Source organism: Bartonella tribocorum, from assembly GCF_002778015.1.
Lineage (GTDB): Bacteria > Pseudomonadota > Alphaproteobacteria > Rhizobiales > Rhizobiaceae > Bartonella > Bartonella tribocorum_B.
Genome location: NZ_NJPP01000002.1, coordinates 146,280 through 171,494 on the forward strand (window position 1 = coordinate 146,280; position 25,215 = coordinate 171,494).

Annotated in this window: 21 protein-coding genes; 20 read left to right on the plus strand and 1 reads right to left on the minus strand. The window is 37.7% G+C overall.

What is annotated here, in order from left to right:
- Positions 1–76: 76 nt before the first annotated feature.
- From serS to CEV08_RS01645, 6 genes are all read left to right on the plus strand, one after another.
- On the plus strand, positions 77–1,354 hold the full coding sequence (gene serS / locus CEV08_RS01620) for a serine--tRNA ligase (RefSeq protein WP_100130044.1): 1,278 nt from the start codon (positions 77–79) through the stop codon (positions 1,352–1,354).
- Between the two features lie 134 nt (positions 1,355–1,488).
- Positions 1,489–2,148 carry a protein-L-isoaspartate(D-aspartate) O-methyltransferase gene (locus tag CEV08_RS01625; protein WP_100130045.1) on the plus strand — a complete coding sequence of 220 codons (660 nt, stop codon included), beginning with the start codon at positions 1,489–1,491 and terminating at the stop codon, positions 2,146–2,148.
- A 167-nt stretch (positions 2,149–2,315) separates the two neighbouring features.
- Entirely contained in the window at positions 2,316–3,500 is a 1,185-nt protein-coding gene (locus CEV08_RS01630) for a M23 family metallopeptidase (RefSeq protein ID WP_100130046.1), read from the plus strand.
- A gap of 949 nt (positions 3,501–4,449) precedes the next feature.
- Complete coding sequence (gene yajC / locus CEV08_RS01635) at positions 4,450–4,911, plus strand: preprotein translocase subunit YajC (protein ID WP_100130047.1); 462 nt, start codon at positions 4,450–4,452, stop codon at positions 4,909–4,911.
- A gap of 458 nt (positions 4,912–5,369) precedes the next feature.
- A complete protein-coding gene (locus tag CEV08_RS01640) occupies positions 5,370–5,756 on the plus strand; it encodes an Mth938-like domain-containing protein (protein ID WP_100130048.1) in 387 nt (128 codons plus the stop codon).
- 847 nt (positions 5,757–6,603) lie between these two features.
- On the plus strand, positions 6,604–7,464 hold the full coding sequence (locus CEV08_RS01645) for a phytoene/squalene synthase family protein (RefSeq protein WP_100130049.1): 861 nt from the start codon (positions 6,604–6,606) through the stop codon (positions 7,462–7,464).
- A gap of 1,116 nt (positions 7,465–8,580) precedes the next feature.
- On the opposite strand, the gene CEV08_RS01655 is transcribed toward CEV08_RS01645, so the two are convergent.
- Positions 8,581–10,470 carry a peptidyl-prolyl cis-trans isomerase gene (locus CEV08_RS01655; protein ID WP_100130051.1) on the minus strand — a complete coding sequence of 630 codons (1,890 nt, stop codon included), beginning with the start codon at positions 10,468–10,470 and terminating at the stop codon, positions 8,581–8,583.
- A 154-nt stretch (positions 10,471–10,624) separates the two neighbouring features.
- Between CEV08_RS01655 and tpiA the strand changes: the two genes are divergently transcribed.
- The 14 genes from tpiA to lipA all read left to right on the plus strand — a co-directional run bounded on the left by tpiA (position 10,625) and on the right by lipA (position 25,213).
- Positions 10,625–11,389 (plus strand): triose-phosphate isomerase, encoded by a 765-nt coding sequence (gene tpiA / locus CEV08_RS01660; RefSeq protein WP_100130052.1) that lies wholly within the window; start codon positions 10,625–10,627, stop codon positions 11,387–11,389.
- Positions 11,390–11,471: 82 nt separating this feature from the next.
- Positions 11,472–11,924 (plus strand): preprotein translocase subunit SecG, encoded by a 453-nt coding sequence (secG, locus tag CEV08_RS01665; RefSeq protein WP_100130053.1) that lies wholly within the window; start codon positions 11,472–11,474, stop codon positions 11,922–11,924.
- Positions 11,925–12,051: 127 nt separating this feature from the next.
- Positions 12,052–13,680, plus strand: coding sequence for a CTP synthase (locus CEV08_RS01670; RefSeq protein WP_100130054.1), 1,629 nt, complete (start codon positions 12,052–12,054; stop codon positions 13,678–13,680).
- A gap of 36 nt (positions 13,681–13,716) precedes the next feature.
- Entirely contained in the window at positions 13,717–14,553 is an 837-nt protein-coding gene (gene kdsA, locus CEV08_RS01675; RefSeq protein WP_100130055.1) for a 3-deoxy-8-phosphooctulonate synthase, read from the plus strand.
- Between the two features lie 91 nt (positions 14,554–14,644).
- Positions 14,645–15,913: a phosphopyruvate hydratase gene (eno, locus tag CEV08_RS01680; RefSeq protein ID WP_100130056.1), complete on the plus strand. Its 1,269-nt coding sequence runs from the start codon at positions 14,645–14,647 to the stop codon at positions 15,911–15,913.
- Between the two features lie 114 nt (positions 15,914–16,027).
- Positions 16,028–16,435: a TM2 domain-containing protein gene (locus tag CEV08_RS01685; RefSeq protein WP_100130057.1), complete on the plus strand. Its 408-nt coding sequence runs from the start codon at positions 16,028–16,030 to the stop codon at positions 16,433–16,435.
- Between the two features lie 388 nt (positions 16,436–16,823).
- Complete coding sequence (locus tag CEV08_RS01690) at positions 16,824–17,255, plus strand: TM2 domain-containing protein (RefSeq protein ID WP_100130058.1); 432 nt, start codon at positions 16,824–16,826, stop codon at positions 17,253–17,255.
- A 381-nt stretch (positions 17,256–17,636) separates the two neighbouring features.
- The gene (locus tag CEV08_RS01695) at positions 17,637–18,089 is read left to right on the plus strand and encodes a TM2 domain-containing protein (RefSeq protein ID WP_100130059.1); all 453 of its coding nucleotides are present in this window, start codon (positions 17,637–17,639) and stop codon (positions 18,087–18,089) included.
- Between the two features lie 181 nt (positions 18,090–18,270).
- The gene (locus CEV08_RS01700; protein WP_100130060.1) at positions 18,271–18,600 is read left to right on the plus strand and encodes an FtsB family cell division protein; all 330 of its coding nucleotides are present in this window, start codon (positions 18,271–18,273) and stop codon (positions 18,598–18,600) included.
- A gap of 119 nt (positions 18,601–18,719) precedes the next feature.
- On the plus strand, positions 18,720–19,760 hold the full coding sequence (pdhA, locus tag CEV08_RS01705; protein WP_100130061.1) for a pyruvate dehydrogenase (acetyl-transferring) E1 component subunit alpha: 1,041 nt from the start codon (positions 18,720–18,722) through the stop codon (positions 19,758–19,760).
- 16 nt (positions 19,761–19,776) lie between these two features.
- Entirely contained in the window at positions 19,777–21,147 is a 1,371-nt protein-coding gene (locus CEV08_RS01710) for a pyruvate dehydrogenase complex E1 component subunit beta (RefSeq protein ID WP_100130062.1), read from the plus strand.
- 14 nt (positions 21,148–21,161) lie between these two features.
- Positions 21,162–22,505, plus strand: coding sequence for a pyruvate dehydrogenase complex dihydrolipoamide acetyltransferase (locus CEV08_RS01715; protein ID WP_100130063.1), 1,344 nt, complete (start codon positions 21,162–21,164; stop codon positions 22,503–22,505).
- A 216-nt stretch (positions 22,506–22,721) separates the two neighbouring features.
- Positions 22,722–24,182, plus strand: coding sequence for a dihydrolipoyl dehydrogenase (gene lpdA, locus CEV08_RS01720; protein ID WP_100130064.1), 1,461 nt, complete (start codon positions 22,722–22,724; stop codon positions 24,180–24,182).
- A gap of 68 nt (positions 24,183–24,250) precedes the next feature.
- A complete protein-coding gene (gene lipA, locus CEV08_RS01725; protein WP_100130065.1) occupies positions 24,251–25,213 on the plus strand; it encodes a lipoyl synthase in 963 nt (320 codons plus the stop codon).
- The last annotated feature ends 2 nt before the right edge of the window (positions 25,214–25,215 follow it).

Here is a 25,215-nt window from a genome sequence, read left to right on the forward strand (position 1 = left end):
AAAAGTGTATAATCCTATGCGATGAGAAATAAATGAAAACAATATAGAATAAAAATCATATAGATGAGGAATTTTGATGCTTGATATTAAGTGGATTCGCGAAAATCCTGAGAAATTAGATAAAGCGCTTGTAAGTAGAGGCCTTGAGCCACAAGCTGAAAGGTTAATACAACTTGATCTTGCGCGCCGTTCACATGTTGCTAAGCTGCAATTGGCGCAGGAACGTCGCAATGCGGTTTCAAAGGAAATAGGACAAGCTTTAGCTATCTCTGATCAGCAAATGGCTGAAAGCCTTAAAGCTGAAGTTGAAGAGCTTAAAGTCTTTCTTTCTTCTGCAACAGCGGAAGAAAAACAACTGACAGAAAGCCTTGAAAAAATTCTTTCAGCACTTCCCAATATTCCATTGGATGATGTTCCAGAAGGTAAAGATGAAAGTGATAATGTCGTCATTCGACATTTTGGTACACCTCCAACATTTAATTTTACACCAAAGGAGCATTTTGATCTTGGTCAAGATCTCAAGCAGATGAATTTTGAGCGAGCTAGCCGTTTGTCTGGAACACGTTTTACAGTGCTTTCAGGAGCGTTAGCACGGCTAGAACGTGCATTGGGACAATTTATGCTTGATGTGCATGTCAATGAGCATGGTTATACAGAAGTTTCTGTGCCTCTTCTTGTTCGTGATGAGATTGTTTACGGAGCAGCTCAATTGCCGAAATTTGCTGAAGATCTCTTTCAAACAACAGATGGTCGATGGCTTATTTCTACAGCAGAAGTGCCTTTAACCAACTTGGTCAACGATGAAATTCTTGAAATATCAGATTTGCCATTGCGATTTTCTTCTTTATCTCCTTGTTTTCGTTCAGAGGCGGGGGCCGCTGGCCGTGATACGCGCGGTATGTTGCGTCAGCATCAATTTTGGAAGGTGGAAATGGTCTCGATTACCAGTGAAGAGCAGTCTCTCATTGAATTGGAACGTATGACGGAATGTGCAGAAGATATATTAAAACGACTCGGTTTGCCTTTTCGCACAGTGGTGCTTTCTACGGGGGATATGGGATTTGCAGCACGTAAAACTTATGACATTGAGGTTTGGCTTCCTGGCCAAGACTGTTATCGTGAAATTTCTAGCTGTTCAGTTTGTGGAGACTTTCAAGGTCGACGTATGAACGCTCGCTATCGTAAAGAAGGCGATAAAAAGTTGCATTTTGTTCATAGCCTTAATGGTTCTGGTACAGCTGTTGGTCGTTGCCTTATTGCTGTGCTTGAAAATTATCAACAGGCTGATGGGTCAATTATTGTTCCAGATGTTTTACAACCCTATATGGGAGGCATGCGTTGTATTTCTGCTTAATTTTTTGAACGGAGAAACGATATGCGTTTATTGCAAAGAGGAAATGGTATGCAAATGCCAAGGTTTTGCCGTTTTAAAAGAGGCGGTTTTTAGGAACGATAAAAGTGCTTCTCCATTAGAGAGTGAATGATAGTATGGGGCAAAAGGGTATTTTGCAATTTCGTGAGGAGTTGGCTGCTCTTGTACTGAAAATGCGTAGCAAAGGCATTGATGACGTGCGGTTTTTTTCGGCATTAGAGAAAATTCCACGTCAACAATTTGTTTCTGCTCCTTGGTTTAATAGTGCTTATGATAATAAAGTCATTCCCCTTGAATGCGGTGAATATATGGAACGTTTGGAAGAACAACTTTTGATTCTTTCGGCACTATCATTGAAAAAAAAGCACCGTGTCTTAGAAATTGGTACAGGATCTGGCTTTTGTACTGCTCTTATGGCCTGTTTGAGTGACCGTGTAACAACGATTGATCGTTATAAAACGCTTGTTGATTTGGCACGCCAAAAATTTCAAACTTTGGGCATTGAAAATATTTTTATACAGCAGATTGATGGAAGCCATAGTGTGACAGGTTTGGGATCATTTGATCGCATTCTCATTTGGCCGTCATGTTCTGATGAACCCAAGGAATTTTTAGAACTTTTGGCTGAAAATGGAATGCTCATTCAGGCGATAGGACCTGATGAAGGGGTACAAATGGTGACGCGCTATACAAAAATTGGTAGCCGATTTGAATATTTAGAATTGTTTCAAGTGCGTTATCAACCTTTTATTAAAGGTATTGCGGAGATACTTTAATTTTAAAATTAAAAAAATACCGCAAATTATTTCATCTTTTTATTTTCAATTGAATTCATTTTGATCTTAATCTAAGATATTTACGAATAAAACATCTCATTTTAACTCTTCGGTAATTTAAAAAAGCTTTAATGGCGTGAATTGAGTATTGATGAGTGAGCAAAACGATGTGTTTAAAAGCTTTGGATAATATTTTCCGGCATAATTTTCAGAGAATAACTTTTTTAGCGGTGGCAACGATTTTTGCTGGTTGTAGTTCTGGGACACAACGTTTTTCCAATAATATTTTCTCTCATCATACGCTATCATCTCAATCAAATATATCAAACTCTATGCCTACAGATCCGCGAATGCTATCGTACGGTGGGGGAATGATACAAAGCAGTGAATTGCCACCTGTGGAACCAAGTGATGATTCGTGGATTGATAAAAATTCTCCTTATAATTCTCCACAGCAAGGGAGGGGAGTTTCTTCTGATAGCCGCGTTATAGGGGCCCCTCCACGGAATCTTGGAACGCTTTCCCGTTCACAAATGGATAATTCTCCTATTTTTCGGCAGAATTCTTATATTGTCCAGAGTGGGGATACACTCCTCAGTATTGCACGACAAATAGGGGTTAGTGTTGAGGCATTAAGATTAGCAAATGGTATAAATAGCAATTCCATTTATATTGGTCAGGTTCTTGTGATTCCAAGCAGGCGTACATTAGCAACTTCAAAATCGCACAGTCATAACGATTGGACAGCCTCAACAGCAGAATCTTCATTCCAATCTCAGATGCCCTCTTCTATAAAGCCGAAGAAGGCTTCTCCTATATATAAAGCTCCTGTAACAACGCTACCTTCTACACAAATGAACAGGTCAAATACTAAAAGCAATTCTTCTAAACAGATGATGCAATTGAATCATGAATCTGATTTATCAAGTACTGTTACGAGTACAGCTAATATCAAGACACCGCAAGCCACAGGGATTTCTAAGATGCGTTGGCCAGTCCGTGGGCGTTTATTAAGCCAGTTTGGTCAAAAAAAAGGAACAGTAATGAATCGAGGAATAGATATTGCTGTGCCTGAAGGATCATCGGTAAAGGCATCAGAAAATGGTGTTGTTATTTATGCAGGAGATGGATTAAAAGAGCTGGGTAATGTTGTCATGATTCGACATGAAAATAATATTATTACTATTTATGGATGTAATAGTAAGCTTGCTGTTAACAAAGGACAAAGGGTAAGACGTGGTGATGAGATTGCTAAGTCTGGCGTTTCAGGAAATGTTAAAACGCCACGTGTCTATTTTGAAGTGCGCAAGAATTCATTACCAGTTGATCCTTTTAAATATTTAGAAAACTAATTTATTGATGAGATTAAATTTGAATAAGCTTATAGTTTATAGAAATTTCCTGCAAAACAATTTATTTTCTTAAATCAACAGCACTCCTCAGAACGTTTGAAATTTTCTAAAGCTTCTGCTTTTTAGAGCTAATTTTGCAATAACATGATTTTTTTGCTCGATTTACCCTTTTAGATGATTCAAGATACCAAGCAATGCTGGAGGAGGTAAATAGTCAACCTGTAGTGTTTCTCTTTTTTTCAAAGCTATTCACATTTGATAAGGTATTAATATCCTTTATGCACTTTATCATAACGCGCAATCATCAAAAAGTATTTTCCCATGTCTAATGTAATGTGTCAGTAAAAAATCATTGGTTTAAAAGAGCTGTTCGTTTTATTCATTTAGATATGATCATTTTTGTGTTTATAAGGGTATAATATGAAGGTATAAGGCGATAGATACATCATACTATTTGTCTGCACCCAATGTTCCAACTGCTCTTGCATTTGAGATGGGGTATGAAAAGAGCTATTTGATTTCCTATCATAAATAATTTTTCTCTTCATGTTCATTTCACGGACGGGATGTGCAAGAAAATTGTTTGGACATATTCAAAGGGTTTAAAATGAAAGAGTTTTACGGTATTGAACTCTATCATTTGACATTAACAGTAATGAATTATCTCTATACATTCAAGTTTTTCCATTATAAAAATTGTTTTGTATCATTTATTGAGTGAGTAAGAAGGTCTTTAGTGTAGGGTATATAATAGAGAAAAATAAATCTGTTTTTTAAAAATTTTTCTTATTGTATTCTGCCTTTTAAGGATTTATTGCATTTTTATAAAGCTGAGATTACATTATCTCATCATCACTTTTTATAATAAATTTTTTAGAAAAGTTTTTCTAAATTAGGACTTTATTTAAGAGAGTGGGAAATATCTGAAGTTTAACGATAGGAGATAAAAATGTTTATCACGAACGCTTATGCTCAAGGTGCAGGCGATGTTTCCAGTGGAATTTCATTTGTTAGCTTTGTCCCGCTCATTTTAATTTTTGGAATTATGTATTTTTTTATCATTCGTCCACAGCGTACACAAATGAAAAAGCGGCAGGAAATGCTGAATGCCGTACGTCGCGGTGATACAGTTATAACGGGTGGTGGTATTATCGGCAAGGTTACAAAGGTTCACGACGAGAATGGTGAGTTAGAGGTTGAAATTGGTGAGAATATGAAAATTCGTGTTCTTCGCTCAACATTAGCTGATGTGCGTGTTAAAGGTGCGCCGATTGCAGAACAAAAACCAAAGCTTAATGCTAAAGCAAAAAAAACACAAAAGTCTAATTCTAAAACGAAAAAGAAAGAAAATGTAAGTATCTCTAAAGAGAAAAAAGCTATCTCAAAGAAAGATAAGGAAAATGCATCTTAGAGTGTAAATGTAATTTATACTATTTTAAAAAACTTTTTTATAAAAGATGTCGAAATTTAAAGATAATTTCATGAGGCGGAATAGTTTTTATAATCACTACAGAAAATGGTGTCTTTGTTTTCTTGTAGACAGTTAAAATAGTTGCTTTATTTATGCGGTATTACGGCGATTTTTTCTGTTCTTTAAACAATATTCTTATTTCTATAAAGAGAATTTTTCATTTTTTCGTCAACGAAGTTGAGGAAAGTTTTTAAAACGTAGATGAGTATAGCTCTTAATCGCGGGTTATTGTTAAATTTTCATATGTTTTTGTATCTCTCAATCAAGATTTATAGTAAAAATTTCGACCATCAATATTCTGATGGGCTATGTTAACATATCAATGTTTGTATGACCATTAACTTTTATAGTGAGAAGTAGAAGACAAGTGGATTTTCAAAAGTAAAGGGTACTCATTTATGTCCGATGCAATTCAAATTCGTGAATCACATTTTCCAAGTCGTGCACCTATTGATGCTTATGGAAATGGTGGATTTCGTTTTGCTGATATGTCACATAGAGGTTCTATTATTTGTGTCCCATCAGGAATTTATGGCATTGATATGGCAGGGCCTATTCCCACTCAAGGGGATCTATCTCGTGTTTTAGAAGAAGCAAATAAGATTGAAGTTTTATTAATAGGTACTGGAACTGAGTTATTACGATTACCTGAAGAGTTACGGAACCTTTTATGGGAAAAACATATTTCATCAGATACAATGAGTACGGGAGCAGCGGTGCGTACATTTAATGTTTTATTGGCTGAAGATCGCGCTGTTGCGGCATTATTATTTGCGGTAGAATAGAGTATTGTTTAATAAATATTCTTAATCTAGCATAAAAGATGCGTATGATGATTTTTTTGTACCGTAAAATAACGTTGTTTAAGGCGATAATATAAGGAACATAAAGTATACATAACTTTAAATGTATTTTTAGTACAGCAACAGGTATTCAGAACTCAGCTAGCCTGGAGCACCTGGTCTATCACATAAGGTGATAAACCTCTGGCACTTGAGGCGATCATAAGAAGCATTTTTATTCCTCTTTAAAGAAGCACCTACATACCCGCTTCGCGTGTGGTGTGAAAGGGAATAGATTTGAAACAAGAGAATCATATGATCTTAAGTTTTTTCATTCAACAGACAAAACGATAAATTATTATTATAAATTAATTCGCCACAAGCGGTAGGAACATGTCAAGAGCAATTGGATTTTTGACAGATTGGTTTGGGTAGGAATCTTTGTCCTTTGCGGATGGCGGGAAGAGGTCAATAACTTGATTGAGTTTTGTGATCAGTGCATTTTCTATAAAAGTGCGTTGTCATCTGTTCAGTCAAAAGGCGTTTCGCGTTTTCTGTTTTCTTGAGTTTATTACGCACGTTACAGTTAATTTTTAGCTGTTTTTACTATGAATCAAAGCCTAAATTCTATAAGAGCAATTTTATCAAAAAATGATTTATTTAATTTTTAAAAATTTTCTTTTTGAAAAGAAAAAGTACTCAAAAAAGAAACCTTTATTCATCATACATTAAGAGATACATTAAAAAATCTTATTCTCTAAGCTGTATTTTTTATCTCTCATTTTTTAATATGAATAAAAAGAGAGTATTAATTTAATTGCTAAAAAGGGGACGTTAATAGGTTCATAGAATGATAGGTTCTCTTCCTTATTGTCTTGATATTTTACGTAACATAGATCGTGATCGCTATATATCAGTTTTATTTGCACCTAAAAACAAGCGCAAAGCATTGGCTGCTCTCTACGCATTTAATGCAGAGATTTCTCGTATTCGTGAAAGTGTCCATGATCCACGCATTGGAGAAATACGCTTACGCTGGTGGTATGATTCTATCGTGCATGGTGAAATGCAAACGAGTGGAACTAATCCAATTTTGAGTGATTTATTAGCAGCAATGACTCTTTTTAATTTACCTAAGACAGCTTTTTTACGTTATTGTGATGCACAAATTTTAGATCTTTACCACAACCCAATAGAAACGCTTCATGATCTCGAGCATTACTGTGGTGAGACAGTGAGTATCATTTTACAGCTTTCTTGTCAGATATTAGATTCTGGTGCCGCCCAAGATTTTACAGATATTTATGAGCATGGAGGAATTGCTCAAGCATTAAGCGGTGTATTACGCCTTTTATCCTTCATGCAATCACGATATCACTATTATTTACCTACTGATATGCTGAAAGCGGTAGGGGTGAATAGGGAGGACTTAGACTCTCAACGTTTCAGTGATCGACAAAAGGGCCGTATTGTTGAAGCTATGGTAGCATTATCACGCGATCATTATAGCAAATTTTACGCGTATTCTCGTGCTTTACCTAGGGCTCTTAAGCCAGCATTTCTTCCATTGGCTATTATACCAGCTTCGCTTCAAAAAGCTACACAGCTGGAGGCTGCAATTTTTCAAGAAAGTGCAACTTTACCATTGATGCATCGCTATTGGTTGATAACAAGGGCGGCAATAAGCGGTAATTTTCCAAAAATATTGTAAAAGAATATGACGATGTTAAAATTGGACTGATTTTTTCATATTGAAGAGAGAAAGAGATATTGTAATTCCAAACGATTTCTTTGTGATCAAAAACACTGATATCGTTTTTTCTATGAACGCAAAAGAGTGAAAAATTTTAAGACTTTAAAAATACGGTATATTGGAAGGCTGAGTGACAAGCCGGCACCATTGTTATAGTCGAGCAGATTCCACTATTGTGACAGCCCTTGGCACTCTCCCAACAGGTATGTCTTTTCTTTCATGTTTATCCAAACGCCCATTCCGCTTATAACATGCAAGCAAGAGGTTTTTATTGTTTCAATCATAAACAGATTTGGAATAAAAGAAGCTTACAGGATGCAGGATTTTTATTCAATAGGGATAACACTATATTATCATTGTAAATCAATATGTTATCTAATAAAAGGAAAACATAAGATAAAGCTTAATAGATTGGTTCGTTTGATGAAGATTTTTGATATTGAGTGCTCTAAATATATTGGTCACATCTTACTTGCAAATGAAATAAACTTTCTGTTTTTTATGAGAAAAGTTATCTTGGCTGCCTGTTTAAGTCTATAAAAAATGCTCATTTTTGAAAAATTAAGATGATGAAGCCATAATTGATAATTGTTATGATATATAAAAAATATTGATTTATCATAAGAGTTTGTTCATTCTCATATTGAATGAGAGCCCTGAAGAGAAGAGATTTTCTCATTTTTAATCATGTTTATAACGAATTTTAAAATGTTTTTTTTCATATCATAAGTTGGGTGTGTCAATGCAAATCATTTCAGGAAGAAGCAATAAGATTCCTTATGAATGAATATTAAGGGTTAGCAATACGACAAGCTGTAAATAATGACAATAAGGATGAGATTTATCGCTTAATTGGGATAGATAATATTGCTTACTGCGGTTGGAAAAAACGGACTCCATATGTCCATTGACTATTTTCTCGCAAATCCAAATATATATTGGTTTGCGAGAGAGCTCATTATAATGCCAATCTTTAAGAGACTAAGAAAAAAAAGATCGCTCTTACCTTTTCAACGGTAGACGAGAAACTGATAAAAACTTTATCAAACAAGCTCTTTAATTATTACCCCCTTTTTATTGGGGAGCATTAAAAATCTGATTATAATTTTTACTATTAATTTCCAAAGGATGTTCCTTATTGGCAATTTGTAGCATTTCTAGCTTGAGATCTTCTCTTATCATCATATCTATATTGGCCCGAACATCAGGTGAAAGAGTATGAGGCGTAATATCTTTAGGCATGGTTACAGACTTTATTTGATAAATGATACGATTTGTTGCAACTGGGCCTTTTATGATGCCATAATGACCTTGGGGAGTAGAAAATAATGCTTTAATTCCTTCAATACCGAGGATTTCAGAGGGATCTTGACGCCGAAGAGGTGGTGTCGTTTGTTTTGTAACACCAAGTGTCTGCGCAAGGGCAACGAGACTTTTTCCTTCTATAAGCTGTTTGAGAGCATTTTGGGCTTTTTCATCAAGAAGACGTTGGATCTCCTCTTTTTTCCATTGAGAAAGAACATCTAGCTTAGCTTCTTCAAGTGTTTTATCGCGGGCAGGAATAATTTTATCGACCTTATACCAGAGATATCCACCATTTTGAAAAGAGAGAGGGTCAAGATCAACGCCTTCATTGGATTGATAGATGGCATTGAGCAAAGTATCTTTTTGAGGTAAATCCGTGAGGGTTGTACCATCAAGTGTTTTGCCCGTTTTATCAAGGGTAATTGTGCGTAGAGATAATTTGTATTGGTCAGCAAGCTCTTTGAAAGAAGCGCCCTCAAAACGAGCATTTTCAATGGCGATATAATTGTTACGGATATCATCAGTCGCACGATTTTTGGCAAGTGTTTGGCGAATATTTTCTTCTACACTTTCAAAAGGAAGAGAGCTTGAAGGTTCAATATGTGTGACGCGAATGAGAACAGGTCCTTGTAGGTCATTTATGACAGGACTGACCTGCCCTTGTTGGAGTTCAAAAATTTCAGATGCGAGACGATTAGGAAGCTCATTTTCTGCAAGAGGCCCTTTTTTGATGTCATTAAGAGTCTTTTTTTCAGCTTTTACCAGTTCATCAAAACTCAATCCATCAGCTATTTTTTTTGCTGCATTATCGGCTTCTTCACGTGTGGAGAATCGCAGTTCTTCGAATGTGCGCTTTTCAGGCTGTACAAAACGTGAAGCATTTTGAGTATAATAGTTTTTTGCTTCATCTGTTGAGATATCTTGAGGTTTTACAAAATCATTAAGCTCCATCGATAGCAAAGAAACAGTACGATACTCTGGAGCGCGAAATTCATTTTGATGTGTTTCAAACCATTTTTGTAGTGTTTCATGATCAGGATCAGCAATTGTTTGCTTTTCTTCTAGATCAATAAGGAGATAATCAGCGATTCGCATTTCTCCTTGATAAAGAGCAAGAGCTTTATAAAAAAGATCGGGTGCTTTCATATCAGAAAGTAAAGCGGCAATAAGTTGGTTACGCTTTTCTTGTCTGGTATAATAATTAAGAAAAGAACTTTCACTGATCCGTAAGTGCTGAAGGTAGTTATAAAATAAATTTTTATCAAAAGTACCATTTATCTGAAACATCTTATCAGAACCAATTATATGAGCGATTGTATCTTTTGAAAGACTTATTTTCATTTTACGGGCTTGTTCATCAAGCAGTACATTTTGTTGCAATTGATTAAATACAAAAGCGGGAATTTTGTATTTCTGCATTTCATTTGGTGTAAACATTCGTCCAAGATGAGCCGCTTGTGCTAAACGTGCGCTTTGATCAGCAAGTGTGAGACGATAATCATCGATAGTTACTATAGATTTTCCAGAAGTAATAAGATCTCTTTCGCTTTTTGTGTGTAACTGCGGTATTCCCCATAAAATGATGAAGCATAAGAGTAAAATAGTAAGGAAAATTCTGAAAATCCAAGAATTTGTAGCACTTCTTATGACGTCAAGCATTGTTCAATTCCATTTTTAACATAAATTATTATCAAAGCAGGAGTGGAATTTGCAATAAAGAGACGAAAGATGCAAGCTTTTAAAGATTTGCTTTCGTTTTATAATTTGATACTACAAACAAATAAAATATTATAAATGCTCTTGAGGTAAAAATATGTCTCCAAATATTCGGCCTTTTCTTGCTGGAAATTGGAAAATGAATGGAACGAGAGAATCGCTTGGAGAATTACGCGCTATTGCTACAGGCGTTAGCTCTGATATCAGTCATCTATTTGAAGTGCTCATTTGTGTTCCTGCAACGCTTTTATCGCGTGCTTCTGATATGCTGGATGGTGAAAATCTCCTTTTAGGAGGACAAAATTGTCACTTTGATGATTATGGTCCTTATACGGGAGATATTTCAGCTTTTATGCTTAAAGAAGCAGGAGCAAGCCACGTTATTCTTGGGCATTCGGAACGTCGCACAGTGTATCAGGAAAATGATGCACTTGTTTGTGCTAAGGTGCAAGCAGCGTGGCGCGCAGGTCTTGTGGCTCTTGTGTGTATTGGTGAAACATTGGAGGAGCGCAATAACAATAAAGTACTGGATGTTCTTGCGCAACAGCTTGAAGGATCTTTACCAGATGATGCAACAGCAGAGAATACCATTATCGCTTATGAACCCGTTTGGGCAATAGGTACTGGCAAGACGGCAACTTCAGAAGATATTGCAAACGTGCATCATTTCATTCGTGATAAGATATGCTCTCGTTTTGGTGATGAAGGAAACAAGATACGTTTACTTTATGGTGGATCCGTAAAGCCATCCAATGCCTTTGCGCTTTTAAGCATTCCTCATGTTAATGGGGCTTTGATCGGTGGAGCCAGCTTAAAAGCGATTGATTTTTTAACTATTTGCGATGTTTGTCGTAAATTATAGCAGAGAAATTTGAGTTCCCCCTTGGATTGTGTGTTATTTATGTGTAAATAGCCATGAAAGAGTTATTTGAAGAGTAGGGTTTATGCAAACAGTACTTATTGTTATCCATTTATTGATTGTGATTACTTTGGTTGGGGTTATCTTAATCCAACCTTCAGAAGGTGGCGGGCTCGGTGCAAGTAATAATTCAGGGTTGATGAAAACCCGTGGGTCTCGAAATCCTTTAACACGTTTGACGGCTATTTTAGCCTGTTGTTTTTTTGTTGTTTCCATTGGACTTACTGTTGTGGGAAGTATATCAAATTCTGGTTCTGATATTTTAAAACGCATACCCGTTAATTCAGAGCAGAACTCGATCAATAAAGGCTCAGAATCAGTCCCATCATCAGGTGGTGAGTCTCAACCTTCTATCCTTGAGCAGCTAGGAGGGACATCGGATTCTCCGCAGGAACAAAAACAGTCCACAAATCCTGAAGTAGAAAATCCAGTTCCACCAGTTCTTGAAAAGACCGTTCCGGATAACGGTACAAAATAGTTTTCTAAAGAAAATATAGACTTTTAAGAAGGTGATTTTTTCACCTTTTTTATTTTAGAAGAAAAATTGTCTCTTTTTGCATTTTTTTCTGGAAAAATCATTATAAATTGCTTATCACCATAAGCCCATGGCACGTTATGTTTTTATTACTGGTGGTGTGGTTTCTTCCCTTGGAAAAGGCATCGCAGCAGCGGCGTTAGCAGCGCTATTACAGGCTCGTGGCTATCGTGTACGTCTTCGCAAACTTGATCCTTATTTAAATGTTGATCCAGGGACGATGTCACCTTATCAACATGGTGAAGTCTTTGTGACCGATGATGGTGCGGAAACGGATCTTGATCTTGGTCATTATGAGCGTTTTACTGGGCGTTCTGCAAATAGCCAAGATAATATTACAACAGGGCGTATTTATCGCAATATCATTGAACGAGAACGGCGGGGGGRTTATTTGGGGGCAACAGTTCAAGTTATTCCTCATGTTACAGATGAAATTAAGCGCTTCATTACAACGGGAAATGAAGAGTTTGATTTTGTTTTGTGTGAAATAGGTGGAACGGTTGGTGATATTGAAGCCATGCCTTTTCTAGAAGCGATTCGTCAGCTTGGGAATGAACTCTCTCGACAAAATGTCGTTTATGTCCATCTTACATTAATGCCTTATATTCCCTCGGCAGGTGAATTAAAAACAAAACCAACACAACATTCTGTCAAAGAATTACAATCAATTGGTATTTCTCCTGATATTTTGCTTGTGCGTGCAGATCGGTCTATTCCAGAAACAGAGCGGTGCAAATTATCACTTTTTTGCAATGTTCGCGCCAAAGCGGTCATTCAAGCATTAGATATGCCAACAATTTATGATGTTCCTATGGCATATCATAAAGAAGGTTTAGACTCTGAAGTTCTTTGCGCTTTTGGAATCGATCCGGCACCTCTCCCTCAGATGGATCGTTGGGAAGAGATTACGCATCGCCTTCATCATCCTGAAGGAGAAGTTACGATTGCTGTTGTAGGAAAATACACCGGCTTAAAGGATGCTTATAAATCTCTTATCGAAGCGATTGCCCATGGTGGCTTAGCGAATAAAGTGAAAGTTAATATTGAGTGGATTGATTCGCAACTTCTTGAAAAAGAAGATTCCGTTTCAGCTTTACAAAAAGCGCATGGAATTTTGGTTCCTGGGGCTTTTGGGGCTCGAGGGGCAGAAGGAAAAATTCGAGCCATTCAATTTGCAAGAGAGCGTAAAATTCCATTTTTAGGGATTTGTTTTGGTATGCAATTGGCTTGTATAGAAGCTGCGCGCAATATTGCACAGATTGAGAATGCTTCATCAAGTGAGTTTTGTGAGACAGAGAATCCAATTGTAGGTTTAATGATGGAATGGCTCAAAGGCGATGTTCTTGAAAGGCGGACAAGAAATGGTGATCTCGGCGGTTCCATGCGTCTTGGTGCTTTTCCCGCTGAATTAAAAGAAGAAAGTCATATTGCTAAAATTTATGGAATGACAAAGATTGTCGAGCGCCATCGTCATCGTTATGAAGTCAATATTGATTATAAGGATAAGTTAGAACAGTGTGGTTTAATTTTTTCTGGTATGTCTCCTGATGGTATTTTGCCGGAAACAATAGAATATGCAGATCATCCATGGTTCATAGGTGTTCAATATCATCCAGAGCTTAAATCACGTCCTTTTGATCCGCATCCACTTTTTTCTTCTTTTATTGAAGCCGCAGTCGAACAAAGTCGATTAGTTTAAGGCATAAATTTGGTTACTTTGCTTTTGAGGAATAAAATGTTGAAACCAAATGCACGTGTAAAAGTTGGAAATGTCATTTTTTCAAATGAGATGCCTTTTTCATTAATTGCAGGACCGTGTCAAATGGAAAGTCGCGATCATGCTTTTGAAATGGCTGGTCGTATTAAAGAAATTGCTGATCATGTTGGTATTGGGTTTGTTTATAAATCGAGTTACGATAAAGCCAACCGAACTTCTTTGAGTGCGGCACGTGGTATTGGTCTTGAAAAAGCAATGGCTGTTTTTTCTGATTTAAAAAAGGAATTTGATTGTCCCATATTAACTGACGTGCATACAGAAGAGCAATGTGCAATTGTTTCTTCTACAGTCGATATTTTACAAATACCGGCTTTTTTATGTCGTCAAACAGATCTTTTAGTCGCAGCTGCCAAAACAGGGTGTGTTCTTAATATTAAAAAAGGCCAGTTTTTAGCTCCATGGGACATAGAGAATGTTTTAAAAAAGGTTGTTTATAGTGGTAATTCGAATGTTATGCTTTGTGAGCGAGGCACGTCGTTTGGTTACAACCGCCTTATTTCTGATATGCGTTCGTTGCCTATTTTACGTTCATTTGGGGCTCCTGTTATTTTTGATGCAACGCATTCTGTTCAGGAGCCAGGGGGGCATGGTTCTTCATCTGGTGGACAGCGTCAATTTGTGGAAATTTTAGCGCGTGCAGCTGTTTCTGTTGGGGTTGCTGGTGTTTTTTTAGAAACACATCAAGATCCCGATAACGCGCCTTCTGATGGCCCCAATATGATTCAAATTGATAATTTACAAAGATTGCTTGAAATTTTAAAGGAATTTGATTATTTATCAAAGAAGCTAAATTGAGAAGAAAAGAGTATTTCATTAATAAAAAATTAGAAATGAAACACGGCTTTTATTGGATGAAAAAATAGAGCGGAAGTGTAATTGGATTAATATGACTATAATTGTCGATATCGTTGGCCGTGAAGTTCTTGATAGCCGTGGTAATCCAACGGTGGAAGTTGATGTTCATTTGGAAAATGGGGCTTTTGGTCGCGCTCTTGTTCCCTCGGGAGCTTCAACGGGAGCGCATGAGGCTGTAGAACTTCGTGATGGTGGTTTGCGCTATCAAGGGAAGGGCGTTGAAAAAGCGGTAGCTTCAGTGAATGGCGAAATTCTTGAAGAACTTGGTGGGCGGGATGCAAGAGATCAAATCGCTATTGATCAAGCAATGATTGCTTTGGATGGGACGCCAAACAAAGCCCGTCTTGGTGCTAATGCACTTCTTGGTGTTTCATTAGCTGTTGCAAAAGCGGCTGCGGACTCATTAAATTTACCTCTGTATCGTTATATTGGTGGTACGCAAGCGCATATTCTTCCAACACCTATGATGAATATTATTAATGGTGGCGCCCATGCTGATAACTCGATTGATTTTCAAGAGTTTATGATTATTCCGATAGGAGCCCCTAGCGTGAAAGAAGCCATCCGTTATGGTGCTGAAATTTTCCATGTGTTGAAAAAGCGTTTAAAAGATGCAGGGCATAATACCAATGTTGGTGATGAAGGGGGTTTTGCACCTCAATTTAAAAGTGCAGATCAAGCGATTGATTTTATTATGGAATCTATCATAACATGCGGCTATCAACCGGGAGAGCAAATTGCCATTGGTTTAGATTGCGCTTCCACTGAATTTTATAAAAATGGTTCGTATTTTTATAAAGGTGAGGGTAAATGTCGTGATATCCAAGAACAGGTGGATTATTTAGCGCACCTTGTGAAAAGTTATCCTATTATTACCATTGAAGATGGAATGGCAGAGGATGATTGGGAAGGTTGGACACTCCTTACTGATACAATTGGAAAAAAATGTCAGCTGGTTGGTGATGATTTGTTTGTGACAAATTCAGCGCGTTTGCGTGATGGTATTAAAATGGGAGTAGGCAATTCTATTCTCATAAAAGTTAATCAAATTGGGACATTGAGTGAGACACTTGATGCTGTAGAAGTCGCACATAAAGCAGGTTATCGTGCTATTATATCTCATCGTTCAGGAGAAACAGAAGATTCTTTCATTGCAGACCTCGCAGTTGCAACGAATTGTGGACAAATTAAAACGGGTTCTCTTGCACGTTCGGATCGATTAGCAAAGTACAATCAACTTATTCGTATTGAAGAAATGCTGGGGGCTCAAGCATGTTATGCTGGTGATTTATATCGTTGATCATTGTGAGCGCAAAATATGAAAGTATAATATCATTTAGATTATGAAATTGAGATTTCTTATCAAAGGCGTAGAACAATCATTGTATAGGCATTTAAATTTATAGGGATTAAGATGAGAGGTGTAATTATTAGTCAAGATCAAGGAACGTATCTCGTTTCGGGTGATGATGGTAAGCGTTATCAGTTTGCGACTTGGGATTGGTTGGGGAAGAAACCACCAAAGATTGGTGATACTGTTGATTTTATCTGTGAGGGAGGTGCGGTCAATTCTGTTTTTCCGTTGTTGAGACCAAGTGCAGAGAACTCAAAGGTATTGTTCGCACTCCTTTGTTGGTTTGCAGGTATCTTTGGTGTTCATCGCTTTATGGTTGGAAGAGTTAGAACCGGTGCTTTAATGCTCGTTTTATCTTTAACATTTGTTGGATTGCCGATTTCTGGTGTTTGGGCAATTGTTGATTTTATACTCATTGTTGCTGGAAAATTTACGGATAAAGATGGGAAGCAGATTACAGATTTTTAAAATCTTATAATAATGTATAAAATAAGGTAATTTAATTCGCTTTTTATTTTTTTAATATATTAAGTTCGTAATGCAGAATTATGGTACTATGCGTTTTTAAATGGAAATATTGAGAAAAATATGCACAGTTAAATAAGAGTATTGAAAAAGATTGTGCTATTTTTATAGGTCAAACAAAGACGCAAGTCAATTACAGCTTACTTTTGGTTACTGCTTATAGCAGCAGAAAACATTAGGTTATTAGGGGGGGCTAGCTGTTTTAATTTCATGTTTATCACGGTTACTTTATGAATTTTATTTATACCGCGAGGTTAATCTACGTATTATCAAGTTAAAAATAATCTCTTTATGAATAACATATGGGGAGCAGCTTTATAGGTGGGTAAGGATGAAGGGTAAGATTATTGGTCAAAATCAAGGAGATTATTTTGTTTCAGGGTCTGACGGTAAGCGCTATCAGTTTTCGAGTTGGGATTGGTTAGGAAAAAAAACACCAAAGGTAGGGGATGCCGTTGATTTTGTATATGAAGATGATGTTGTTAAATCTGTTTTCCCTCTTTTGAGTGAATCACAGTCAGAAAAATCAAGATTGGCTATAGCACTTGTTTGTTGGTTTTTTGGATGGTTGGGAATTCATCGCTTTATGGCAGGTAAAGTTGGAACAGGCATTGTAATGCTTCTTATAAGCCTAGTCAGTATGCCATTTACTTTTGGAATAGGGATACTTTTAATAACTATGCCTTGGTCATTCATTGATTTTATAGTTATTTTATCCGGATATTTTAAAGATGAAAATGGGGATAAAATTATAAATTGGTAGAAATTTTAGAATAATATAAAATGTAAAGAGCCAGAAACTTTCTTTACTTTTAATGTTGTCAATATATTAATTTAATAATGTAAATGATTTTAGTCTATGTCTTTAAATGTGAAATATTAAAGAAAATTATAAATATTTAAATAAAACTATTGAAAAAGACAGTGCTATTTCATATAGAAAAGCAAAAGTGCAAATCGAACAGCGTGCTTTGTATTACCACTTATAATTGCGGGAATTTTAAGTTGTTGGGGGATTTTAAGCTTTTTAAGTTGTCATATATCACGGTGAATACAGATTGTATTCATGCCGTGAGGTTTATCCAATATATCTCATATGAGAAGAAAATCTTCTTTATGAATAACAATTTTATAGGTGGTGAAGATGAAAGGTAAGATTATTGGTCATGATCAAGGAGATTATTTCATTTCAGGGGCTGATGGTAAGCGCTATCAATTTGCGAGTTGGGATTGGTCAGGAAAAACGCCGCCAAAGGTTGGTGACGTCGTTGATTTTGTATATGAAGATGGTGTTGTTAAATCTATTTTCCCTATCTCAACTGAAGGTCAGTCACAGCAATCAAAAGTGACGTTAGCGGTCGTTTGTTTTTTTCTAGGTGGACTAGGACTTCATCGCTTTATGGTTGGTAAAGTTGGAACGGGCATTACAATGCTTCTTATAAATATACTAAGTATAATAAGTATAGTAACTATAATATTTATGTGGGTAGGGCTTATAGGGATTTTTTTGATAATTACACCTTGGGTATTGATTGATTTTATAGTCATTTTAACAGGAAATTTTAAGGACAAAGATGGGTGTAAAATCACAACTTAGAGGATATCCAATATTTATAATATAAAAAGTGGGTTATTCAGCTTGCTTTAATTGTATTAAGGGGGGATTTGGTGGTAACAAATTGTTTGCATGTGTAGATTGAGTAATGAGGTGTTAATCAAAATCGTGCATAGTTGAGCAGAATATTAAGAAATTTTTGCTGTAGGGACTGTGCTATTTTATGTGGACAAAGCAGAAACCTCGATCAATCAAAGTACGCTTTGTACTCCCTCTTATGACGGTGGGGGTTTTAAGTTATTTTAGTTACCATATTTATCATGGTGAGTATGGATTGTATTCACGCAGTGAAGTTAATCAGTATATTAGCGAATTAGAAAAGGAGCTTCATACAATAGAAGCTGAGCGGGCATTCATTGAAAAGCGCATTTCTCTTTTACGCAATGGACATATTGAAAAGGACATGTTGGACGAGTATGTCCGAAAGAATTTAAACTTTTCTAAGCCAAATGAGTTGACGATCTTAACGCCTTGTAACCATTGCCAAAAGTGAATAAAAAATTGCTTAATTTAAACAATAATCACCTAATGATATTATTTAAGCCGATTGATAAGGCTTGTAACTTTTGTTCGTAAAGGTTATTCCTAAATAATCATAAAAGGGAGTTTAATATGGCAGAACGACTTAAAAAAAATTCTGCGTCGATAGCGCACACTGCATTATCAAGCACCACGAAGAAAGCAGCAATAGCAGATTTTACAAAAGAAGAAGAAATTGTTGCCTATCGTGAAATGCTTTTAATTCGCCGTTTTGAAGAAAAAGCAGGACAACTTTATGGTATGGGACTTATTGGGGGATTTTGTCATCTTTATATTGGACAAGAAGCTGTTGTTATAGGAACATTAAAGGCAGCAAAAGAAGGTGATCAGATTATTACGTCTTATCGCGATCACGGTCATATGTTAACGGTTGGGATGAGTCCGCGTGGGGTTATGGCAGAATTAACGGGACGCCAAGGGGGATTTTCCAAAGGAAAAGGTGGCTCGATGCATATGTTTTCTAAAGAAAAGAACTTTTATGGTGGACATGGTATTGTTGGTGCGCAGGTTCCCATTGGTTCAGGTTTGGCATTTTCGAATCAATATCTTGGTAAAGATAATGTGACATTGGTTTATTTTGGTGATGGCGCTGCAAATCAGGGGCAGGTTTACGAAAGTTTTAATATGGCTTCACTTTGGAAATTGCCTGTTGTTTATATTATTGAAAACAATCAATATGCTATGGGAACATCTGTTTCACGTGCATCTGCAGAAACTGATTTTTCTCGTCGGGGGCTTTCTTTTGAAATTCCAGGTATTGTTGTTGACGGTATGGATGTTCGCTCCGTAAAAGGAGCTGCTGATGAAGCAATTTCTTGGGCACGTTCGGGTAAAGGGCCGATCATTCTTGATATGCAGACCTATCGTTATCGTGGTCATTCCATGTCTGATCCAGCAAAATATCGTTCAAAAGAAGAAGTCCAAAAGATAAAAGAGGAACACGATCCCATTGATCAAGTAAGAAGCCGGCTTCTTAAAAAGAATTGGGCGAGTGAAGATGATTTAAAGTCTATTGAAAAAGAGGTTCGTGCAATTGTTGCTGATGCGGCAGATTTTGCACAAAGTGATCAAGAGCCAGATGCTTCTGAGCTCTATACTGATATTTTAGTTTGATGCGAGGGAAGCAAGTATGTCTATTGATATTTTGATGCCGGCGCTTTCACCAACTATGGAAGAAGGTAAACTGTCTAAATGGCTCAAGAAAGACGGTGATAAGGTTAGCGCTGGCGATGTTATTGCTGAAATTGAAACGGATAAGGCGACAATGGAAGTAGAGGCTGTTGATGAAGGCACTCTCGGTAAAATTTTTGTGCCTGAAGGCACTGAAGGCGTAAAGGTTAATAGTGTCATTGCGGTTTTGTTAGAAGAAGGTGAGGGTACTGAGGATATTTTGCAACCTCAACCTACCAATACAGCACAAAAACCTAAAGCGTCCTCTCCTTCTCTTCTCTCGTCAGTTCCGCAGTCTCCATCTTTTGCCATACCTTCTGATTTTGATATTCCAGAGGGAACACAGATGGTGACAATGACAGTTCGTGAAGCGCTTAATCAGGCTTTAGCTGAAGAAATGCGGCGTGATGAAAAAGTTTTTCTCATGGGAGAAGAAGTTGCGCAATATCAAGGGGCCTATAAGGTTAGCCAAGGTTTGTTGGAAGAATTCGGGGAAAGGCGCGTTATTGATACCCCCATTACAGAGCACGGCTTTGCTGGTCTGGCTGTTGGTGCTGCTTTTGGAGGGTTACGTCCTATTGTCGAATTTATGACCTTTAATTTTGCTATGCAGGCGATGGATCAAATTATTAACTCAGCAGCCAAAACACGTTATATGTCTGGTGGGCAAATGACTGCTCCTATGGTTTTCCGTGGTCCCAATGGCGCGGCTGCTCGTGTGGGTGCCCAACATTCTCAATGCTATGCTGCGTGGTATAGTCATATTCCAGGGTTGAAAGTTGTTATGCCTTATAGTGCAGCAGATGCAAAAGGCTTGCTAAAAGCTGCTATTCGTGATGATAATCCTGTTATTTTTCTTGAAAATGAGATTTTGTACGGGCATCAATTTGAGGTTCCTCAACTTGATGATTTTATTTTGCCAATTGGGCGGGCGCGTATTCATAAATCAGGACAAGATGTGACGATTGTTGCATGTGGGATTGGAATGCATTATGCTGTTCAAGCGTTACCAGAAATTGAAAAACTTGGTATTGATGTTGAATTAATTGATTTACGAACCATTCGCCCGATGGATCTTCCAGCAATTCTTTCTTCAGTTAAAAAAACGGGTCGTTTGGTAACAATAGAAGAGGGCTTTCCTCAGTCATCTGTAGGAACGGAAATAGCAACACGTGTTATGCAGCAAGCTTTTGATTATCTTGATGCACCAATTGCGACGATTTCTGGTAAAGATGTTCCGATGCCTTATGCTGCTAATCTTGAGAAGTTGGCTTTGCCTGATGCGGCTGAGATTATTGAGGCCGTTAAGGCTGTGACGTACAGAGCGTAACGGAGGAAAGCACAATGTCCATTAAAATTACAATGCCAGCGCTTTCTCCTACGATGGAAGAGGGAAATTTAACAAAATGGAATATTAAGGAAGGCGATAAGGTTTCCCCTGGAGATGTTATTGCTGAAATTGAGACAGATAAAGCGACGATGGAGGTCGAGGCCGTTGATGAAGGTAGGGTTGCCAAAATTGTTGTGCCTGCCGGAACACAAGGCGTTAAGGTGAATGCTTTGATTGTTGTTTTAGCAGAAGAAGGTGAAGACTTAGCTGAAGCGGCAAAAGTTGCAGAAGAGTCCTCTTCTTTTATAAGACAAGAACCAGAAAGCGTAAAACAGGCAGATTCTCTGAAAAAGACGGATTCAAAGGAGATAAAAATATCTCATGAATCAACAGCTCAGCAATTAATACAGCAAAGTAAAAAAGGGTCTCGCCTTTTTGCTTCTCCCTTAGCGCGGCGATTGGCTTCTCAGGCAGGTCTTGATTTATCCCGTATTTCTGGAAGTGGTCCCCATGGGCGTATTATCAAGCGCGATGTAGAAAAAGCTATGGGCGGTGATATTTCTCAAGCCTCTTATTCGTCACAGATCGGAGAGGCGACTACAGCAGGTGTTTCTGACAAACAGATATTGCAGCTCTTTAAAGAGGATGAATATATCTTCACACCTCATGATAATATGCGTAAAACGATTGCCACACGTTTGGTGGAATCAAAGCAAAGAGTACCGCATTTCTATGTAACGGTAGATTGTGAACTTGATGCGCTATTAGCATTGCGGACACAACTCAATGCTGCAGCGCCAATGGTTAAGATGCAAGAAGAAGCTAAACCTACTTATAAACTTTCTGTTAATGATATGGTGATCAAAGCTGTTGCACTTTCTTTGAAAGCCGTTCCTGATACGAATGTCTCTTGGCTTGAAGACGGAATGCTTCATCATCAACATTGTGATGTTGGGGTTGCTGTTTCTATTCCAAATGGATTAATTACGCCGATTATTCGCCATGCAGAGGAAAAACCGTTATCACTTATTTCCAAAGAGATGAAGGATTTTGCAAAGCGTGCACGTGAGCGCAAATTAAAAATGGAAGAATATCAGGGTGGAACAACAGCGATATCAAATATGGGGATGTATGGTGTAAAAAGTTTTTCTGCTATCCTTAATCCACCACATGCGACGATTTTTGCAATTGGCGCAGGGGAGCAACGCGCGGTTGTTAAAGACGGTGCTTTGGCTGTTGCAACAGTTATGTCGGTTACACTTTCTGTTGATCATCGTGCTGTCGATGGTGCTTTAGCAGCAGAGCTTGCGCGGACTTTTAAGAAGATCATTGAAAATCCATTAGCAATGTTGGTTTGAACAACAGTTCTTCACGTAAATTATGAGAGAGTGTGTTAAGAGAGTGAAAGCAAATTTAAAAAGTTTGAAGAGTAATACTATTGCTATTTCCGTTTTGGGTAAAGCATTTATGTGAAGCGTAGAGTAAAAAAACATAAGACAATTTTATCATGATGATTTTAATCTTAAGTTCAAAAAATACAGATCCGTTTTATATATATCCATGGAGGAATTACTGTGGCAAATCTTTATGATGTAATTGTGATTGGATCAGGTCCAGGTGGATATGTAACCGCAATTCGTGCCGCGCAATGTGGTTTTAGGACTGCAATTGTTGAGCGTGAACACCTTGGAGGGATTTGTTTAAATTGGGGATGTATTCCAACAAAGGCTCTTTTACGTTCGGCGGAAATGAAACATTTTGCTGAACATGCGAAAGAGTATGGACTCAAAATTAATGGTTCAATTGAAGCAAATATCAAAGATGTTGTGACACGTTCACGTGGGGTTTCAGCACGTTTAAATGCGGGTGTTGGTTTTTTAATGAAAAAAAACAAAATTGATATTATCTGGGGTGAAGCAAAGCTTACGAAAGAAGCGAAAGGAAACCGGCCTGCGGAAATTATGGTTTCTGCATCCTCCAAACCGGTTATGCAACCGCAAAATCCAATCCCTAAAGGAACATTAGGGGAGGGGACTTATCACGCAAAGCACATCATTATTGCAACGGGTGCGCGTCCTCGTGTCCTTCCTGGTATTGAGCCAGATGGAAAGCTTATTTGGACTTATTTTGAAGCAATGATCCCGAAAGCAATGCCTAAATCGCTTTTGGTCATAGGGTCTGGAGCTATTGGTATTGAATTTGCTTCCTTTTATCGTGATATGGGCGCTGAGGTCACCGTTGTTGAAATGATGCCTCACATCATGCCTGTTGAAGATATTGAAATTTCAACATTTGCTCGTAAACAGTTAGAGAAAAAAGGTTTACGTATTCTTTGCCAAGCAAAAGTAACAAAGGTTGAAAAAGCTTCCAATTCTGTGACTGTACATATTGATGTTCAGGGTAAAACAGAGTCAATAACTGTTGACCGTGTGATTTCCGCTGTTGGGGTGCAGGGTAATATCGAGAATCTTGGATTAGAGGCGTTAGGAATAAAAACCGATCGTGGGTGCATTGTAACTGATGATTGGAGTTGGACAGGGGTTGCGGGTATTTATGCTATCGGTGATGTGGCAGGGCCCCCTATGTTAGCCCATAAAGCTGAAGAGGAAGGCGTGATATGTATTGAACACCTTGCGGGTTTGAAAAATGCGCATCCACTTGATAAGAAAAAAATTCCAGGGTGCACCTATTGCACACCGCAAGTTGCTTCTGTAGGCTTTTCAGAAGCAGCAGCAAAAGAAGCAGGGTATGATATACGTATTGGTCGTTATTCTTTTTCCGCAAATGGCAAGGCGATTGCTTTGGGTGAAGATCAGGGGTTAGTAAAAACAATTTTTGATAAAAAGACAGGACAGCTTCTTGGCGCCCATATGGTAGGGGCTGAGGTAACGGAACTGATACAAGGTTTTGTTATTGCCATGAATCTTGAAACAACAGAGGAAGAATTGATGCATACTGTCTTTCCACATCCGACCTTATCGGAAATGATGAAAGAAAGTGTATTGGATGCGTATGGTCAAGTTTTAAATGCTTGATGATAGGGTTTGAGTGAAAGATCTTGTATTATTCATTGCGATTTCGTATTTATAAGGCAAAGGCTTAAATGGTTACGGTTGTTGATAGAGTTACGAATAGACGTTTGCGTCATCCTGAAAAGGCACATCGTCCGGATACAAGCGTTCAGAAAAAGCCAGATTGGATTCGTGTAAAAGCGCCAACATCACCGATCTATAAGGAAACGCATGGTATTGTACGCACGCATAAGTTAGTAACTGTCTGTGAAGAAGCAGGTTGCCCTAATATTGGCGAATGTTGGAGCCAGCGGCATGCTAGCTTTATGATTTTAGGTGAAATATGTACGCGTGCGTGTGCTTTTTGTAACGTTGCAACAGGTATTCCGCTTGCTGTGGATGATAATGAGCCAGAACGTGTCGCTGATGCTGTTGCACGGATGGAATTAAAGCATGTTGTCATTACATCTGTTGATCGTGATGATCTTGCTGATGGTGGCGCTGAGCATTTTGCAAAAGTTATTTATGCGATTCGTCGAAAAGCGCCTAAAACAACGATTGAAGTTCTTACACCAGACTTTCGTCATAAGGATGGTGCTTTAGAAGTTGTTGTTGCTGCTAAGCCTGATGTTTTTAATCATAACTTAGAAACAGTTCCTTCTAAATATTTGAAGGTTCGTCCAGGGGCGCGTTATTTTCATTCAATTCGTCTGTTACAACGCGTTAAAGAATTGGATCCAACAATTTTTACAAAATCAGGAATTATGGTTGGCCTTGGAGAGGAACGAAATGAAATTCTGCAATTGATGGACGATTTACGCTCTGCTGATGTGGATTTTATGACAATTGGGCAATATTTACAGCCTACACGAAAACATCATCCGGTTGTTCGTTTTGTGCCTCCAGAAGAGTTTGCATCTTTTGCCAAAATTGGTAAAGCAAAAGGATTTTTACATATGGCTTCCAATCCTCTTACGCGTTCATCTCATCATGCAGGAGACGATTTTGTCATTTTGCAAAAAGCGCGTGATGAAAAATTTGCCTTACAGAGATAAGT

What these genes read in the sequence shown, in the direction of transcription:
- CEV08_RS01645 (WP_100130049.1), top strand. Translation starts at nt 6,604, where the DNA reads ATGATAGGTTCTCTTCCTTATTGTCTTGATATTTTACGTAACATAGAT.
- CEV08_RS01625 (WP_100130045.1), top strand. Translation starts at nt 1,489, where the DNA reads ATGGGGCAAAAGGGTATTTTGCAATTTCGTGAGGAGTTGGCTGCTCTT.
- CEV08_RS01630 (WP_100130046.1), top strand. Translation starts at nt 2,316, where the DNA reads ATGTGTTTAAAAGCTTTGGATAATATTTTCCGGCATAATTTTCAGAGA.
- CEV08_RS01640 (WP_100130048.1), top strand. Translation starts at nt 5,370, where the DNA reads ATGTCCGATGCAATTCAAATTCGTGAATCACATTTTCCAAGTCGTGCA.
- CEV08_RS01700 (WP_100130060.1), top strand. Translation starts at nt 18,271, where the DNA reads ATGTGGACAAAGCAGAAACCTCGATCAATCAAAGTACGCTTTGTACTC.
- CEV08_RS01715 (WP_100130063.1), top strand. Translation starts at nt 21,162, where the DNA reads ATGTCCATTAAAATTACAATGCCAGCGCTTTCTCCTACGATGGAAGAG.
- CEV08_RS01695 (WP_100130059.1), top strand. Translation starts at nt 17,637, where the DNA reads ATGAAAGGTAAGATTATTGGTCATGATCAAGGAGATTATTTCATTTCA.
- eno (WP_100130056.1), top strand. Translation starts at nt 14,645, where the DNA reads ATGACTATAATTGTCGATATCGTTGGCCGTGAAGTTCTTGATAGCCGT.
- tpiA (WP_100130052.1), top strand. Translation starts at nt 10,625, where the DNA reads ATGTCTCCAAATATTCGGCCTTTTCTTGCTGGAAATTGGAAAATGAAT.
- pdhA (WP_100130061.1), top strand. Translation starts at nt 18,720, where the DNA reads ATGGCAGAACGACTTAAAAAAAATTCTGCGTCGATAGCGCACACTGCA.
- CEV08_RS01710 (WP_100130062.1), top strand. Translation starts at nt 19,777, where the DNA reads ATGTCTATTGATATTTTGATGCCGGCGCTTTCACCAACTATGGAAGAA.
- yajC (WP_100130047.1), top strand. Translation starts at nt 4,450, where the DNA reads ATGTTTATCACGAACGCTTATGCTCAAGGTGCAGGCGATGTTTCCAGT.
- secG (WP_100130053.1), top strand. Translation starts at nt 11,472, where the DNA reads ATGCAAACAGTACTTATTGTTATCCATTTATTGATTGTGATTACTTTG.
- lipA (WP_100130065.1), top strand. Translation starts at nt 24,251, where the DNA reads ATGGTTACGGTTGTTGATAGAGTTACGAATAGACGTTTGCGTCATCCT.
- CEV08_RS01690 (WP_100130058.1), top strand. Translation starts at nt 16,824, where the DNA reads ATGAAGGGTAAGATTATTGGTCAAAATCAAGGAGATTATTTTGTTTCA.
- CEV08_RS01655 (WP_100130051.1), bottom strand. Translation starts at nt 10,470, where the DNA reads ATGCTTGACGTCATAAGAAGTGCTACAAATTCTTGGATTTTCAGAATT.
- kdsA (WP_100130055.1), top strand. Translation starts at nt 13,717, where the DNA reads ATGTTGAAACCAAATGCACGTGTAAAAGTTGGAAATGTCATTTTTTCA.
- serS (WP_100130044.1), top strand. Translation starts at nt 77, where the DNA reads ATGCTTGATATTAAGTGGATTCGCGAAAATCCTGAGAAATTAGATAAA.
- CEV08_RS01685 (WP_100130057.1), top strand. Translation starts at nt 16,028, where the DNA reads ATGAGAGGTGTAATTATTAGTCAAGATCAAGGAACGTATCTCGTTTCG.